Origin of the sequence: Brachybacterium sp., assembly GCF_052095815.1 — a bacterium.
Lineage (GTDB): Bacteria > Actinomycetota > Actinomycetes > Actinomycetales > Dermabacteraceae > Brachybacterium.
Genome location: NZ_JBQDLF010000002.1, coordinates 118,096 through 131,842, shown reverse-complemented (window position 1 = coordinate 131,842; position 13,747 = coordinate 118,096). Strand labels below are relative to the sequence as shown.

The following is a 13,747-nucleotide window of genomic DNA, read 5'->3' as shown; positions in this document are numbered from 1 at the left end:
CCTCGCTGGGCCGGGCCTGTGGGGCTCAGCTATCTTGCGCGGCCACCACGGTGGGCTGCCGTGCGCGCCCTCGGGGTTGGGCGGCGGGGCCCGGGGTGGCCGGGCGCCACACCCGTGACTCGGCACTCTGCACCACTCCACTGCCCGTGAGCTCTGAGGAAGGCCCCTATGAGCACCACTGATGTCGAATCGGAATCACTGACCGCACCGCCCTCGTCCATGAGGACCAGCGGCCGGCGCATCGGCGACTCGATCTTCTCCTACCTGAGCATCGGCTCGGGCATCCTCATCTTCCTCACCCTCGCCGCAGTGGCCGTCTTCCTCACCACCGAGTCGATGCCGGCTGTCATCGCGAGCCAGGAGTTCTCGGGCACCGCGGAGTTCTCTCTCATCGAGACCGCGCTGCCGTTGATCTTCGGCACCGTGCTCGCCTCCGCGATCGCTCTGGCCATCGCGATCCCGATCTCCATCGGCATCGCCCTGTTCATCTCGCACTTCGCACCGCGCCGTATGGCCTCGGGCCTGGGCTACATGATCGACCTGCTGGCCGCGGTGCCGTCGGTCGTCTATGGCCTCTGGGGCGGCATCTGGCTGGTTCCCAAGATGGAGCCGCTGTACGTCTTCCTCAACACCTACTTCGGCTGGATCCCGCTGTTCGGCGGCGATCCCACCGCGCCGATGCGCAACCTCGCCTCCGCCTCGGTGGTGCTCGCCGTGATGGTCCTGCCGATCATCACCGCGGTCTCCCGCGAGGTGTTCCTGCAGACCCCGCGCCTGCAGGAGGAAGCCGCGCTCGCTCTCGGCGCGACCCGCTGGGAGACCATCCGGACCGTCGTGCTCCCCTTCGGGCGCGGCGGTGTCGTCGCCGCCTCGATGCTCGGGCTCGGCCGCGCTCTCGGCGAGACCATGGCCGTGCTCATGATCCTCGCCCCGGGCGCGACCTTCTCCTTCCACATCCTCGAGGTGGGACGCCACAACTCGATCGCTGCGAACATCGCGTCCAAGCAGGCGGAGGCGTCCGGCGTGGACATGTCCCTGCTCATCTTCACCGGCCTGGTGCTGTTCGTGCTGACGTTCATCATCAACGCACTCGCCCGGTGGATCGTCGCCCGCAGCGGCCCCAAGAGCTGAGAGGTCACCATGAGCTCCTCCACATCCGTGCAGGCACCCATCTCGGTCCGGTCGAACGACGAACGCCGACTGCCCTGGTACCACCTGGTCTTCACCGGTCTCGCCGGGCTGCTGGTCGCGGTCGCCGTGCTGTCCATCGCCGGTGCCCTCTCCGTCGCCAGCGCGATCCTGCTCGGCTTCGTGCTGCACCTGCTGTTCGGCTGGACCTACTCGCTGGTGCGCGAAGGTCCGCGCTGGGCCATGGACCGCCTGGTGACCCTCCTGGTCATCGGGGCCTTCGCCGTCTCGATGTTCCCGCTGCTCTCGCTGCTCTGGGCGGTCGTCGGCAGGGGCCTGACCCGCGTTCTCGCGGCCAAGCCCAGCATCCTCGCCTTCTGGACCACCGACATGTCCGGGATCATCGGCGGCGCCGACGCGGGCGGCGTGTTCCACGCCACCGTCGGCACCCTGCTGATCACCCTGTGGGCCTCGATCATCTCCATCCCCGTGGGCCTGTTCACCGCGATCTTCCTGGTGGAATACGCGGATCAGGGCTGGAAGAAGACCCTCGGCACGGGCGTCACCTTCCTGGTCGATGTCATGACCGGGATCCCGTCGATCGTCGCGGGCCTGTTCGGCCTGGCGCTGTTCATCGCCTTCATGCCGGACCAGAGCGTGCGCATGGGCATCATGGGCGCGGTCGCGCTGTCCCTGCTGATGATCCCCACCGTGGTGCGCAACAGCGAGGAGATGCTGCGCCTGGTCCCGATGGATCTGCGCGAGGCCGCCTACGCCCTCGGCGTGCCGAAGTGGCTCACCATCGTCAAGGTCGTGCTGCGCACCGCCATCGCGGGCCTGACCACCGGTATCACCCTCGCCATCGCCCGCGTGATCGGCGAGACCGCCCCGCTGCTGCTGACGGTGGGCATGGTGACCTCGGTGAACTGGAACATGTTCGACGGCCGCATGGCGACACTGCCCACCTTCATCAACCAGCAGTACCGCAACGGCAACGCGAACTGCATGAGCGATACGGTGACCAACCCGGTCAACCAGGAGGTGTACGCCTGCTCGATCACGACGAACATCGATCGTGCCTGGGCCGCCGCCTTCACCCTGATCATCATCGTGATGGTGCTCAACATCGCCGCCAGAATGGTCAGCCACTACTTCTCCCCGAAGCTCAGTCGCTGAGCTGTCGCCCTACGCGAAAGGACATCTGATGGCAGCCCCCCAGCCCATCAACGTCGAGGACCTCAACATCTACTACAGCGACTTCCTCGCTGTGGAGGATGTCAACGTCCAGATCCGGCCCCGTTCGGTGACAGCCCTGATCGGCCCCTCCGGCTGCGGCAAGTCGACCTTCCTGCGCACCCTGAACCGGATGCACGAGGTGATCCCGGGCGCCTATGCAGAGGGCAGGGTCGAGATCAACGGCGAGGACATCTACGACTCCAAGGTCGACCCGGTCAACGTGCGCCGCCGCGTGGGCATGGTGTTCCAGAAGGCGAACCCCTTCCCGACCATGTCGATCCGCGACAACGTGCTGGCCGGGGTGAAGCTCAACAACCGCCGGATCTCCCGCACCGCGGCAGATGAGCTCGCCGAGCGGGCGCTCAAGGGCGCGAACCTCTGGAACGAGGTCAAGGACCGCCTGGACAAGCCCGGCATGGGCCTCTCCGGCGGCCAGCAGCAGCGCCTGTGCATCGCCCGCACCATCGCGGTGCAGCCCGAGGTGGTGCTGATGGATGAGCCGTGTTCGGCGCTGGATCCGATCTCGACCCTCGCGATCGAGGACCTGATCCACGAGCTGAAGCAGGAGTACACGATCGTGATCGTGACCCACAACATGCAGCAGGCCTCCCGCGTCTCGGACCGCACCGGCTTCTTCAACATCGCCGGCACCGGCAAGCCCGGGCACCTCATCGAGATCGACGACACCGACACGATCTTCACCAACCCGTCGAACAAGCAGACCGAGGACTACATCTCCGGCCGCTTCGGCTGATCCGGCCCGGTCGAGACACCCCGGCGCCCGCCGAAGCACGCCGAGCCCGCCGAAGCGCGCCGGGCCCGCCGAAGCGCGCCGGGCCCGCCGAAGCGCGCCGCGCCCCGCCGAACACGCCGGCAGCAGCCGTGACACGCCGCGCCCCGCCGGAACACGCCGGCGGCCCCCGCTCGAGAACACCGATATCTCCCGTTTACGGTAGGTATCGGTGTTCTCGTTCGGCGTGCCGCGCTACGCATGCGCGCGGTGTACGCGCGCAACTCGTGCGCGCTTTACGTGCACGTTCGGCGCGCGTGTTCGGTGTGCCGCGTGGTGGGGCGGGCGTGGCCCGCAACGCGTCCCCGCGCCGGTCAGTCCGGCCCCCGGATCCCGGTATCTCGCGCCGGTCAGCCCCGCACCGGATCCCGGTAGCCCGGGCGGGTCAGACCAGGGTCTGACCCGTGACGGGAGGAACGGCCCCCGGGGCGGATGCGGCGAGAGCGGTGCGCGCGGGAATCTTGGGGCATGAACACCAGCCCGCTCGCACACACGGCCCTTTCCACACCGACGCCCGCCCCGCTCCCGGCGTCGCAGCCCGTACCGGCCCCACCTTCGCCGCGCGGCACGCACCAGGTCGCGCAGCCCGGGATGATGCACCCCTCACCGGTGCTCTCCGCCCGCGGGCTGCTCCAGAGCTACGGCACCGCCGGCACCACCACCCGGGCGCTGGACGGCGTGGACCTCGACATCGCCCGCGCCGATTCGCTCGCGGTGATGGGCCCCTCCGGCTGCGGCAAGACCACCCTGCTGCACATCCTCGCCGGCATCCTCACCCCGACCTCCGGCACCGTCCTGCACGAAGGCACCGACCTCGCATCACTGGGGGACCGCCGCCGCACCCGGCTGCGCCGCAGCGACTTCGGCTTCGTCTTCCAGGACGGCCAGCTGCTGCCTGAGCTGACCGCGCTCGAGAATGTGATCCTGCCGCGCATGCTCGGCGGCACCTCCCGACGCGCCGCGAGTGCCGAGGCGGCGTCTTGGCTGGACCGACTGGGCCTGTCCGGCATGCACGACCGCCGCCCCACCCAGCTCTCGGGCGGGCAGGCCCAGCGGGTGGCCATCGCCAGGGCGCTCGCCGGGCGCCCCTCGGTGGTCTTCGCAGACGAGCCCACCGGCGCGCTGGACCAGGCCACCGGCCAGACCGTGCTGCAGATCCTGGTGGACTCCTGCCGGGAGACCGGTGCGGCGCTGGTGATGGTCACGCACGATGCGAAGGTTGCCGCCGCCTGCCGCCGCACCGTCACCATGCAGGACGGCCGCATCGCGCAGGAGTACGTGCGCCCCGAGGCGACGGCCGCGACGGCCGGAGCGACGACCACCGGAGCGACTGCCATGACCACCGGAGATACCCGATGAACGCCCTGCTGGCCTCCGCCCCGCTGCTGCTGCGCCGACGCGGCGCCCTCGCCGACATCCTGCCCGTGATCGCCTTCGCCGCCGCCACCGCGATCACCGCGACGGTGATCGGCGGCGCCGCAGCATTCGTCGGCCGGGTCCCTCCGGGCGATGTGCCGATGACCGGAGAGGCCTCGGTCATGCCGTTCCTCGCAATCTGTGCGCTGATCGCCTCAGTGCTGCTGGTGCCCAGCGCCGTCGGCCTCGGCGGCTCCGCCGCACGGCTGTCCCTCGCGCGCCGGGAGCAGGACCTCGCCGCCATGCGTCTGGTCGGCGGGACCAGCGGCCAGGTCGGTTCGGTCGCGGTGCTCGACGTCGCCGCTCAGTCACTGCTCGGCGCGGTGCTCGGCCTCGGCGCCCATGTGGCGGTGACTCCGGCCCTGACCCGTCTCGACTTCGGGATCGCCCCGTTCACCGTCCCCGATCTGCTGCTGCCGGTGTGGGCCTATCCCGTGCTCGTGGTCGCGCTCGTGCTGATCGCCGCCGGCTCTGCGGCCGTTTCCCTCGCCGGAGTCGTGCTCAGCCCGCTGGGCGTGGCACGTGACTCGCGGGTGGTGCGCCTGTCGGTGCTGCGCGTGGTGCTCTGGGCAGTGCTGATCGTGGGGTTCGTGGCATTCATGAACGTCGGCGGGATGCTGCTGGGCGAAGCGGGCACGGGGGTCTTGATCGCGATCATGATCCTGTTCATCGCCGCGATCGTCGCGGGGATCAATGTCGTGGGCCCCTTCATCGTGTGGGTCACCGCGCTGCTGCTCGCGAAGACCGCGCCCACTCCCTCGCTGATGGTCGGGGCGCGGCGCCTCGCCGGTGATCCGCGGGCTGGCTGGAGAGCCGTCTCCGGGATCACCTTCGCACTGGTCATCGCGGGCTTCCTCACCATGATCGCCACCCTCGGCGAAGCGACCAATCCCGAGGAGGCGATGATGTTCACCGCCATGACCACCGGTGGCCTGCTCACCTTGGGGATCGCCGCGGTGCTCGCCGCGGTCAGCACCGGGGTCTCCCAGACCGCCCGGGTGATCGACCAGGCCCCACGCCTGCGCGCCCAGCACATCGCCGGCGCCGAGGTGGGTCAGCTGCACCGCGCCCGCCTCGCCGAGATCGCGGTGCCCGTGGCGCTGAGCTCCATCATCGCGACCGGCACCGCGCTGCTGGTGCTGACCACCTTCCTCGGCGGCGCCCCGAGCGACCCGACGATGGCCGTGCAGTATCTGGCCAGCGTGCTCGGTGCCTACGCCCTGGTGATCGCTGCGGTGCTGGTCGGTTCGCCCCTGGTGAAGCGGTTCGCGACGCGCGCCGCCTGAGCGTGGTTCCGTCCCGCCTGAGCGGATTCCAGTACCGCCTGAGCGGAGTCCGGTTCCGCCTGAACGGAGCCCAGGACCGCCCGGAGCGGGGCCACTGCTACCGACGGACGACCGGCCCCTTCCCGGGCTGGTCGCCCGTCGGCCCGCATCGAACTCCCGGCGGCCATTAGGCTGGATCCATGAACTTCGAGAACGTTGCTCCGAACGCGGTCCCCGAGGGCGTGCATCTCATCGATGTGCGCGAGCAGAACGAATGGGACGCCGGCCATGCCGCGACCGCCCAGCACCTCCCGGCCAGCACGCTGATGGAGAACCTCGACCAGCTGCCCGAGACCGATGACCCGCTGTACATCGTGTGCCGCAGCGGCGGCCGCAGCTTCCAGGTCGCCCAGTGGCTCAACGCCAACGGCTTCGAGGCGGTCAACGTCGCCGGCGGGATGGACCTGTGGTTCGAGTCCGGCCTGCCGATCGTCGCCGACGGCGAAGGCGAGGCGTACGTCCTCTGAGGCTCCGCGCTTCCGGGCGCCTCGACTCGAAGATCCCTTGCCGCTGAGATCAGCAGCCGGCGCGCAGCACCTCGGCCCGGCCTCAGGTGGAGATGAAGTCCTGCAGCAGGGCGTAGCCCACGAAGGCGAGCACATCCAGCAGGGTGTGCGCGATGACCAGCGGCAACGTCCGCCGGGTACGCCGGTACCACTCGCCGAACACCAGCCCCATGACCAGATTCGCGAGCCCCGGGCCCACCCCCTGATAGGTGTGATAGGCCCCGCGCAGCAGGGCGGAGACGACGATGATCCGCCGCGGTGACCAGCCGAGCTTCTCGAGCCGCTGGAACAGGTAGCCCACCACGATCACTTCCTCCAGCACCGCGTTCTTCACCGCATGGAGGACCAGCACCGGCAGGGTCCACCAGTGGGTGTCCAGCGCCGCGGGGATCACCTCGACCGTCGCGCCCAGCAACCGACCCAGGTAGTAGATCGCGAGGCCCGGCAGACCGATCCCGGCGGTGATCAGCACGCCGTGCAGCAGATCCCGCAGCGGCCGGCCCAGATCCATTCCCAGATCCCGCAGCGCCTGCTGGAGCGAGCCTGCGGTCAGCGCGAGCAACAGCACCACCAGCGCGACCGGCACCAGCGCGAAACTGATCGACAGCAGCTGGTAGAGCAAGTCCAGCCACGCATCCTCCCGCAGCGAGGAGTTCAGCGCGGTGGACTGGCTGGAAAGCGGCCCCGCTGCAAGGGCCTGGGCGAGGGCGAGCAGCGAGTACACCGCGCTGCGGCCCAGGGAGAGGGCGAGGACGATCAGCACCTCGGCGCGCAGCCAGCGCCGGCTGGGGGTCATGAGCTCCACCCGCACATGCTCTCACCTGGCGGGCAGGGAAGGCAGACGGGCGGGGCAGCGACGGTCGCACGCAGCGGACCCGTGCCAGACTCGGGGCATGACCTCACCTGCTGTTCTGATCACCGGAGCCAGCCGCGGCATCGGCCGCGCCGTCGCCGAGGAGCTCGCCACCGATCACCACCTGCTCCTCGGCGGCCGTGATGCGGCTGCCCTCGAGGAGCTCGCCGCGCAGTTCCCCTCGGCGCAGCCCTTCGTCGCCGAGCTCACCGACTCCGCCGCTCTCGAGCGCGCCGTGGGGGCGCTGGAGCTTCCGCACGGGCTCGCCGGTGTCGTGCACTCGGCCGGGATCCTGGTCAGCGGCACCGTCGCAGATCTCGCCGCTGCGGACTGGAGCCGCTCCTTCGCGATCAACGTGGTGGCCGTGGCCGAGCTGACCCGGCTGCTGCTGCCGGCTCTGCGCCGCGCTCGCGGCACCGTGGTGACGATCAACTCCGGCTCGGGCTTCACCGCCGGGCCGGGCGGTGGCGCGTACAGCGCCTCGAAGTTCGCGTTGCGTGCGCTGACGGATTCGCTGCGCGCCGAGGAGCGCGAGCACGGAGTGCGGGTCAGCTCGGTCCATCCCGGACGGGTCGCCACCGATATGCAGCGCGAGCTGCGCGTCTTCGAGGGCGGCGAGTTCCGTGCCGAGGACTACATGGACCCGGCCACGGTCGCCGCGACCGTGGCGCTTGCACTGCGCCTGCCGACGGATGCCAGCATCGACACCCTGTCGGTCAGACCCCGCTGACCGGGGGTCCCGACGACGGAGCGCCCTGCTGACCTGGGTGCCCCGCTGACGGAGCGCCCTGCTGACCGGGGTGCTCCGACGATGGAGTGCCCTGCTGACCGGGGTGCCCCGCTGGCCGGGGGCGGGCACAGTCGTGCCCGCCCGTCCGACTCAGGCCTGCTTGTCGTCCAGGTGGTCGACGAGCTGCCCGGCATAGCCGACGTAGCTGTGCGGGGTCAGCGCCAGCAGCCGCTCCTGCTCCTCCGCGGGCAGCCCGAGGGACCCGACGAACTCGCGCATGCCCTCCCCGTCCACGCGGTGGCCGCGGGTGAGGTCCTTGAGCCGCTCATAGGGGTTGTCCAGCCCGGGCACGCCCTGCACGCCGAGGGTGCGCATCACGGACTGCACCGCCTCGCCGAGCACCTCCCAGTTCCCGTCGAGATCGGCGGCCATGGCGTCGGCGTCCACGTCCAGGCCCGCGAGGCCCTTGCGGAGGTTCGCGATCGCCAGCAGCGAATGCCCGAGCGCCGGGCCGATGTTGCGCTGGGTGGTGGAGTCGGTGAGGTCCCGCTGCAGGCGGGTGGTGACCAGAGTCGAGGCCAGGGAGTCCAGCAGTGCCCCGGAGATCTCGAGGTTCGCCTCGGCGTTCTCGAAGCGGATCGGGTTCACCTTGTGCGGCATGGTCGAGGAGCCGGTGCCGCCCTGCGCGGAGAGGCGCTGACGGAAGTAGCCCAGCGAGATGTAGGTCCACACGTCGGTCGCGAGGTTGTGCAGGATCCGGCCGGCGCGGGCGATGTCCGAGTAGATCTCGGCCTGCCAGTCGTGGGACTCGATCTGCGTGGTCAGCGGGTTCCAGGTCAGCCCCAGGTGCTCCACGAAGGTGCGGGAGACCTGCTCCCAGTCCGCTGACGGCACGGAGACGGCATGCGCGGCGTAGGTGCCGGTCGCGCCGTTGATCTTGCCGAGGATCTCATCAGCGGCGATCCGGCGCTCCTGGCGACCCAGGCGGAACGCGAAGACCGCGATCTCCTTGCCGAGCGTGCTGGGGGTCGCGGGCTGGCCGTGGGTGCGCGAGAGCATCGGCACCTCGGCTGCAGCCTTAGAGAGGGCGGTGAGGTCCCCGATCACGTCACGCAGCGCGGGCAGCCACACCTGCTCGACCGCGCCCTTGACCATCAGGGCGTAGGAGAGGTTGTTGACGTCCTCGCTGGTGCAGTAGATGTGCACCACCTCGGCGAGCGGCTCGAGGGAGGTGCCGGCCAGGCGGCGCTTGATGTAGTACTCGATCGCCTTGACGTCGTGGACGGTCTCGCGCTCGATCTCGGCGTGCTCGGCGATGCCGTCTGCGCCGAAGTCCTCGGGGATGGCGCGCAGCAGGGCTCGCTCGTCCTCGGTGAGGGTGCGCAGGCCGGGGATGACCTGCTGATCGAGCAGGTGGATCATCCACTCGGTCTCGACCACCAGGCGGGAGCGGTTCAGCGCCGCCTCGGAGAGGTGGTCCACCAGCGGCGCGACCTGCGCGCGGTAGCGGCCGTCGAGCGGGGTCAGGGCGATCTGCGGGGTGATGTCCGCGAAGGAGTGAGCCATGGGGAGCATTCTCCCAGATTCGATCGCCCGGCCGACGAGCGCGCCGCCGGACGGACGGCTCAGGTGCTTCGCGTCATGGGTATGCGGGCGGGATGCTCACTCGCCGCTCGAGTAGCTGCGACGTCCCCGCTCGTCACCGAGCCCGGTGACCCCTTCGACGATCGCCGAGAGGATGCCGATGATCACGCCGGCCCCGAGCGCCCACCAGAAGCTGTCGAACTGCAGGGTCAGTCCGGCCAGGGCCGAGACCCAGCTCGCCAGCAGCAGCATGAGCGTGTTGATGACCAGCTGGAACAGGCCGAGCGTGAGACAGGTGATGGGGAAGGTGAGGAACTCCAGGATCGGCTTCACGATCACGTTGATCACTGCGAGGATCAGCGCGATCGCCCCGATGGTGAGGACCTGCGTGAGCACGCTCGCGCTGTCGTCGCCCAGATGCATGCCGGGCAGGATCAGCGCGGTGACCCACAGCGCGAGACCGGTGACGATGATGTGGCCGAGGAATCTCATGGCTCCATTATCTGCACTCATCCTGAGGGCGCCAGTGGGGCTATCCCCATCCTTGCTGTGCCCCGGACAACCCGCCCCGACGGCGCACGTGCGGCATACCCTTGCGGCATGTCCGACCAGCCACTGGAGAACGTCCGCCTGCGCTCCACCCTCGAGAACCTGCCCGCCTACGTCCCCGGCAAGCCTGCGGCCGACGACGGCATCGTGCGGTACAAGGTCTCCTCGAACGAGTCCCCGTTCGCACCCGTCGACGCTGTCCGCGACGCCGTGATCGCCTCCCTCGACGGGGCGCACCGGTATCCGGATGCGGCCGCCCTGGCGCTGCGCGAGACGCTCGGCGTGAAGCACGGCGTGGACCCCTCCCAGATCGCCCTGTCCACCGGATCGGTCGCCGTCTCCGGCGACCTGGTGCGTGCCGTGATGGGGGAGGGGGACGAGGTGGTCTTCGCCTGGCGCTCCTTCGAGGCCTACCCGATCCTCGTCGGCTCCCACGGCGGGGTCCCCGTCCCGGTGCCGCTGACCGCGAGCGGTGAGCACGATCTCCCGGCGATGGCCGCGGCGATCACCGACCGCACCCGCCTGGTGCTGCTGTGCACCCCGAACAACCCCACCGGTCCGTCGCTCTCGACCGAGCAGGTCGAGGAGTTCCTGGCACAGGTCCCCGACCACGTGGTGGTCGCGATCGACGAGGCCTACCGAGAGTTCCACGACCCCGCCACCGTGCTCGGCACCGCGGGGATCTTCCGCCGCCACGGCAACGTGGTGCTGCTGCGCACCTTCTCCAAGCTGCAGGGGCTGGCCGGCCTACGGATCGGCTACGCCGTCGCTCACCCACGACTCGCCCGGGCGCTGGGCCAGGTCACGGTGCCCTTCGGCACGAGCGTCCCCGCACAGGCCGCGGCGCTGGCAAGTCTGGACCCCGCGGTGCAGGAGGAGCTCGAGCGCCGCGCGGAGTGGATCCGCTCCGAGCGCTCGCGGGTGCTGCACGCGCTCGCCGGCCAGGGCTGGGAGCTGCCCGTCAGCCAGGGCAACTTCGTGTACTTCCCGCTCGGCGAGGACTCCGCGGCCTTCGCCGAGTTCGCCGATGCGCGAGGTCTCGTGCTGCGGGCCTACGGCACTGACGGGGTGCGTGCCACGATCGCCGAGCAGGAGGCGAACGATCTGATCATCGAGGTCGGCGGGGCCTGGCGCGAGCGCTGAGCAGGCCGTCCAGCCTGCCCAGCACCAGCACCTGTGCAGGCTCGACGCCGGCGCGAGGTGCGGCATCGCACCCCGCGCCCGGCACTCCCCGCACCAGGCGGTGAAGCGCTCAGCGCACGACCTCGTCGGCCTCTCCGCGCATCCCGATCCGCTCGGCGACGTAGTCGATGTCCTTGTCGCCCCGGCCGGAGAGGTTCACCAACAGGTGTGAGTCGGCGGGCAGCGACGGGGCGATGCGGATCGCGTGGGCCAGAGCGTGCGCGGACTCGAGCGCCGGGATGATGCCCTCGGTGCGGCTGAGCTGCTGGAAGGCCTCCAGCACCGCCTCGTCGCCCTCCTTGACGTACTCGACCCGGCCCAGCCTGTTGAGGTGTACATGCTGCGGGCCCACCCCGGGGTAGTCCAGCCCGGAGGCGATCGACTGGACCTCTGCGGCTTCCCCGTCGGAGTTCTGCAGCACCAGGGTGTCCATGCCGTGCAGCATCCCGGGGGTGCCGAAGGTCATGGTCGCCGCGTGCTGGCCGGGCTCGTCGCCCTGGCCGCCGGGCTCGACACCGATCAGGCGCACCTCGCGGTCCTCGAGGAAGCCGGTGAAGGCGCCCATCGCGTTCGAGCCGCCGCCCACCGAGGCGATCACCGCATCCGGCAGCCGCCCGTGAGCGGCGAGGAGCTGGGCCCGCGCCTCGCGCCCCACCACGGACTGGAAGTCGCGCACCATATCGGGGAAGGGGGCAGGCCCCACGACCGAGCCGATCGCGAAGAGGTATCGGGCAGGGTCTGCCGCGTAGACGGCGAATGCCGAGTCCACGGCCTCCTTGAGGGTCTGCTGACCGACCTCGACGGAGACCACCTTCGCGCCCAGCAGACGCATCCGCACCACGTTCGGGTGCTGCTTGGCGACGTCCACCGCACCCATGTGGATCTCGCATTCGAGCCCCACCAGGGCTGCGGCCGTCGCGAGCGCCACGCCGTGCTGGCCGGCGCCGGTCTCGGCGATCAGGGTGCGCTTGCCCATCCGCTTCGCGAGCAGCGCCTCGCCGATGGTGTGGTTGATCTTGTGCGCGCCGGTGTGGTTCAGGTCCTCGCGCTTGAGGTGGATGCGAGCGCCGCCGAGGGCACCGGAGAGGCGATCCGCGCTCGAGATCGGGGAGGGTCGGCCCACGACGTCCCGCAGCAGGCGCGAGTACTCGGTGTAGAACTCCGGATCGTGGCGTGCTTCCTCATAGGCCGCGGCAACCTCCGCCATCGGACCCACCAGCGGCGGTGGCAGGACCGCACCGCCGAACTCCCCGAAGCGGCCTCCGGTGTTCCCGGCGAACTCGGGGGAGTGGGTGAGGGTCGTGGCCTCGGCGAGGGTGTGAGGCTCATGCGCCGCCGGAGCGGCTGAGGCGGCTGAGCTGGAGGCGGCGGGCGCCGATGCTGCCGGGACGGGGATATCCGAGGAAGGAGTGTCCGACGATGCGGCGGACGAGACGGTGCTGGTCATGAGGGTTCTCCGATGTACGGGCCCGTCGCGGGCTGCTCCATTGCAGAAAGAAGCCGCCCGGCAGTGGGCGGCTTCTGTGTCAGCACATGCGACAGGGGACCGCCCTCAGACGGCCCACCAGCTGATCTTCGCGATGCGCATGGCACGGACAATAGCCCAGAGCCAGGGCGTCACGGTGCCAAGTCCACCGTGGTAGCCAGGAGTGGCTGGGCGCAGTGAGGGCCGCCATGTCAGGGCCTCACGCCGGGGACAGGATCGTGAGCCCCTCGATGGCGGCGGCCTCCGCCTGGCGAGTGTCATAGGTCAGCAGAGTGCCCGCCTCCGCGGTCAGTGCGGTCGCGACATGAATCGCATCCAACGTCCCCAGATGGGGAAAGCTCAACCGGCCCGCGAGCGCGAGGATGCCCTCGGTGAGTCGAAGGGTGTGGAACGGCCGCAGCACAGGCTCTACCCGGGACGCCTCGAGGCCGAGACGGATCGCCAGCCGCCGCAGCTCGACCGTGGCGATCGTGGAGATCGCGAACTGTGTGCCCGCCTGCCCTTGGGTAACCAGATGGGCGCGGAGGGGATCAGACTCGGGCTCCTCCACGAGGAGCTTGGCGAGTGCGGAGGTGTCCAGATGGATCATCGATCGCCACGCAGCTCGCGGAGCGCGTCACCGGCGGACTCCTGGATCTGCGCTCCGGGAGGGAAGGAGAAGTCGCCGGAACCCTCGCGCAGGACCAGCCCGTCGAGTGGCTGCTCGGAAATGGGGGAGACCACAGCGACCGGGGTTCCGCGCGTGGTCACCCGGAACGACTCTCCCTGGGTCACCTGGCGCAGGACGGCGGCCGAGTCGTTCCTCAGCTCGCGCTGACTGATCGTCTTCATGCGACCATTGTAGCGTTCGTGTAGCACTTGTGTCGGCCCCGTGGGGACGGCTGTCCACCCGTCCACTTCGGCTGCCCTGGGCGGACATCACTACCGCCGAGGTGCCTCGCACCGATAGCCTCGGAGGTGGT

The 13,747-nt window shown here is 70.1% G+C and carries 14 protein-coding genes; 8 read left to right on the top strand and 6 right to left on the bottom strand.

Annotated elements, in window-relative coordinates:
* Nucleotides 1-168: 168 nt before the first annotated feature.
* The 6 genes from pstC (at nucleotide 169) to ACTH43_RS01565 (ending at nucleotide 6,362) form a co-directional block, all read left to right on the top strand.
* The gene (pstC, locus tag ACTH43_RS01590) at nucleotides 169-1,131 is read left to right on the top strand and encodes a phosphate ABC transporter permease subunit PstC (protein ID WP_441443171.1); all 963 of its coding nucleotides are present in this window, start codon (nucleotides 169-171) and stop codon (nucleotides 1,129-1,131) included.
* Between the two features lie 9 nt (nucleotides 1,132-1,140).
* Nucleotides 1,141-2,304: a phosphate ABC transporter permease PstA gene (pstA, locus tag ACTH43_RS01585; protein WP_441443170.1), complete on the top strand. Its 1,164-nt coding sequence runs from the start codon at nucleotides 1,141-1,143 to the stop codon at nucleotides 2,302-2,304.
* 28 nt (nucleotides 2,305-2,332) lie between these two features.
* The gene (pstB, locus tag ACTH43_RS01580; protein WP_441443169.1) at nucleotides 2,333-3,118 is read left to right on the top strand and encodes a phosphate ABC transporter ATP-binding protein PstB; all 786 of its coding nucleotides are present in this window, start codon (nucleotides 2,333-2,335) and stop codon (nucleotides 3,116-3,118) included.
* Nucleotides 3,119-3,745: 627 nt separating this feature from the next.
* Nucleotides 3,746-4,513 (top strand): ABC transporter ATP-binding protein, encoded by a 768-nt coding sequence (locus tag ACTH43_RS01575; protein WP_441443168.1) that lies wholly within the window; start codon nucleotides 3,746-3,748, stop codon nucleotides 4,511-4,513.
* Nucleotides 4,510-5,856 (top strand): FtsX-like permease family protein, encoded by a 1,347-nt coding sequence (locus ACTH43_RS01570; protein ID WP_441443167.1) that lies wholly within the window; start codon nucleotides 4,510-4,512, stop codon nucleotides 5,854-5,856. Before ACTH43_RS01575 ends, ACTH43_RS01570 begins: the two co-directional genes overlap by 4 nt.
* Nucleotides 5,857-6,035: 179 nt before the next feature.
* Nucleotides 6,036-6,362, top strand: coding sequence for a rhodanese-like domain-containing protein (locus ACTH43_RS01565; RefSeq protein ID WP_441443166.1), 327 nt, complete (start codon nucleotides 6,036-6,038; stop codon nucleotides 6,360-6,362).
* An 82-nt stretch (nucleotides 6,363-6,444) separates the two neighbouring features.
* On the opposite strand, the gene ACTH43_RS01560 is transcribed toward ACTH43_RS01565, so the two are convergent.
* A complete protein-coding gene (locus ACTH43_RS01560) occupies nucleotides 6,445-7,197 on the bottom strand; it encodes a CPBP family intramembrane glutamic endopeptidase (RefSeq protein ID WP_441443165.1) in 753 nt (250 codons plus the stop codon).
* 97 nt (nucleotides 7,198-7,294) lie between these two features.
* Here ACTH43_RS01560 and ACTH43_RS01555 point away from each other — a divergent pair, with 97 nt between their 5' ends.
* Nucleotides 7,295-7,984 carry an SDR family oxidoreductase gene (locus ACTH43_RS01555; RefSeq protein WP_441443164.1) on the top strand — a complete coding sequence of 230 codons (690 nt, stop codon included), beginning with the start codon at nucleotides 7,295-7,297 and terminating at the stop codon, nucleotides 7,982-7,984.
* A gap of 150 nt (nucleotides 7,985-8,134) precedes the next feature.
* On the opposite strand, the gene purB is transcribed toward ACTH43_RS01555, so the two are convergent.
* On the bottom strand, nucleotides 8,135-9,550 hold the full coding sequence (gene purB, locus ACTH43_RS01550; protein ID WP_441443163.1) for an adenylosuccinate lyase: 1,416 nt from the start codon (nucleotides 9,548-9,550) through the stop codon (nucleotides 8,135-8,137).
* 96 nt (nucleotides 9,551-9,646) lie between these two features.
* Nucleotides 9,647-10,060, bottom strand: coding sequence for a phage holin family protein (locus ACTH43_RS01545; RefSeq protein WP_441443162.1), 414 nt, complete (start codon nucleotides 10,058-10,060; stop codon nucleotides 9,647-9,649).
* Nucleotides 10,061-10,168: 108 nt separating this feature from the next.
* Here ACTH43_RS01545 and ACTH43_RS01540 point away from each other — a divergent pair, with 108 nt between their 5' ends.
* Nucleotides 10,169-11,260, top strand: a complete 1,092-nt coding sequence (locus ACTH43_RS01540; RefSeq protein ID WP_441443161.1) for a histidinol-phosphate transaminase — start codon at nucleotides 10,169-10,171, stop codon at nucleotides 11,258-11,260.
* 109 nt (nucleotides 11,261-11,369) lie between these two features.
* On the opposite strand, the gene trpB is transcribed toward ACTH43_RS01540, so the two are convergent.
* The 3 genes from trpB to ACTH43_RS01525 all read right to left on the bottom strand — a co-directional run bounded on the left by trpB (nucleotide 11,370) and on the right by ACTH43_RS01525 (nucleotide 13,616).
* Nucleotides 11,370-12,746, bottom strand: coding sequence for a tryptophan synthase subunit beta (gene trpB / locus ACTH43_RS01535; protein ID WP_441443160.1), 1,377 nt, complete (start codon nucleotides 12,744-12,746; stop codon nucleotides 11,370-11,372).
* A 238-nt stretch (nucleotides 12,747-12,984) separates the two neighbouring features.
* Nucleotides 12,985-13,374, bottom strand: coding sequence for a type II toxin-antitoxin system VapC family toxin (locus ACTH43_RS01530; protein WP_441443159.1), 390 nt, complete (start codon nucleotides 13,372-13,374; stop codon nucleotides 12,985-12,987).
* Nucleotides 13,371-13,616, bottom strand: a complete 246-nt coding sequence (locus ACTH43_RS01525) for a type II toxin-antitoxin system Phd/YefM family antitoxin (RefSeq protein ID WP_441443158.1) — start codon at nucleotides 13,614-13,616, stop codon at nucleotides 13,371-13,373. Before ACTH43_RS01525 ends, ACTH43_RS01530 begins: the two co-directional genes overlap by 4 nt.
* Nucleotides 13,617-13,747: the final 131 nt, after the last annotated feature.

What these genes read in the sequence shown, in the direction of transcription:
- pstC (WP_441443171.1), top strand. Translation starts at nt 169, where the DNA reads ATGAGCACCACTGATGTCGAATCGGAATCACTGACCGCACCGCCCTCG.
- pstA (WP_441443170.1), top strand. Translation starts at nt 1,141, where the DNA reads ATGAGCTCCTCCACATCCGTGCAGGCACCCATCTCGGTCCGGTCGAAC.
- pstB (WP_441443169.1), top strand. Translation starts at nt 2,333, where the DNA reads ATGGCAGCCCCCCAGCCCATCAACGTCGAGGACCTCAACATCTACTAC.
- ACTH43_RS01575 (WP_441443168.1), top strand. Translation starts at nt 3,746, where the DNA reads ATGATGCACCCCTCACCGGTGCTCTCCGCCCGCGGGCTGCTCCAGAGC.
- ACTH43_RS01570 (WP_441443167.1), top strand. Translation starts at nt 4,510, where the DNA reads ATGAACGCCCTGCTGGCCTCCGCCCCGCTGCTGCTGCGCCGACGCGGC.
- ACTH43_RS01565 (WP_441443166.1), top strand. Translation starts at nt 6,036, where the DNA reads ATGAACTTCGAGAACGTTGCTCCGAACGCGGTCCCCGAGGGCGTGCAT.
- ACTH43_RS01560 (WP_441443165.1), bottom strand. Translation starts at nt 7,197, where the DNA reads ATGACCCCCAGCCGGCGCTGGCTGCGCGCCGAGGTGCTGATCGTCCTC.
- ACTH43_RS01555 (WP_441443164.1), top strand. Translation starts at nt 7,295, where the DNA reads ATGACCTCACCTGCTGTTCTGATCACCGGAGCCAGCCGCGGCATCGGC.
- purB (WP_441443163.1), bottom strand. Translation starts at nt 9,550, where the DNA reads ATGGCTCACTCCTTCGCGGACATCACCCCGCAGATCGCCCTGACCCCG.
- ACTH43_RS01545 (WP_441443162.1), bottom strand. Translation starts at nt 10,060, where the DNA reads ATGAGATTCCTCGGCCACATCATCGTCACCGGTCTCGCGCTGTGGGTC.
- ACTH43_RS01540 (WP_441443161.1), top strand. Translation starts at nt 10,169, where the DNA reads ATGTCCGACCAGCCACTGGAGAACGTCCGCCTGCGCTCCACCCTCGAG.
- trpB (WP_441443160.1), bottom strand. Translation starts at nt 12,746, where the DNA reads ATGACCAGCACCGTCTCGTCCGCCGCATCGTCGGACACTCCTTCCTCG.
- ACTH43_RS01530 (WP_441443159.1), bottom strand. Translation starts at nt 13,374, where the DNA reads ATGATCCATCTGGACACCTCCGCACTCGCCAAGCTCCTCGTGGAGGAG.
- ACTH43_RS01525 (WP_441443158.1), bottom strand. Translation starts at nt 13,616, where the DNA reads ATGAAGACGATCAGTCAGCGCGAGCTGAGGAACGACTCGGCCGCCGTC.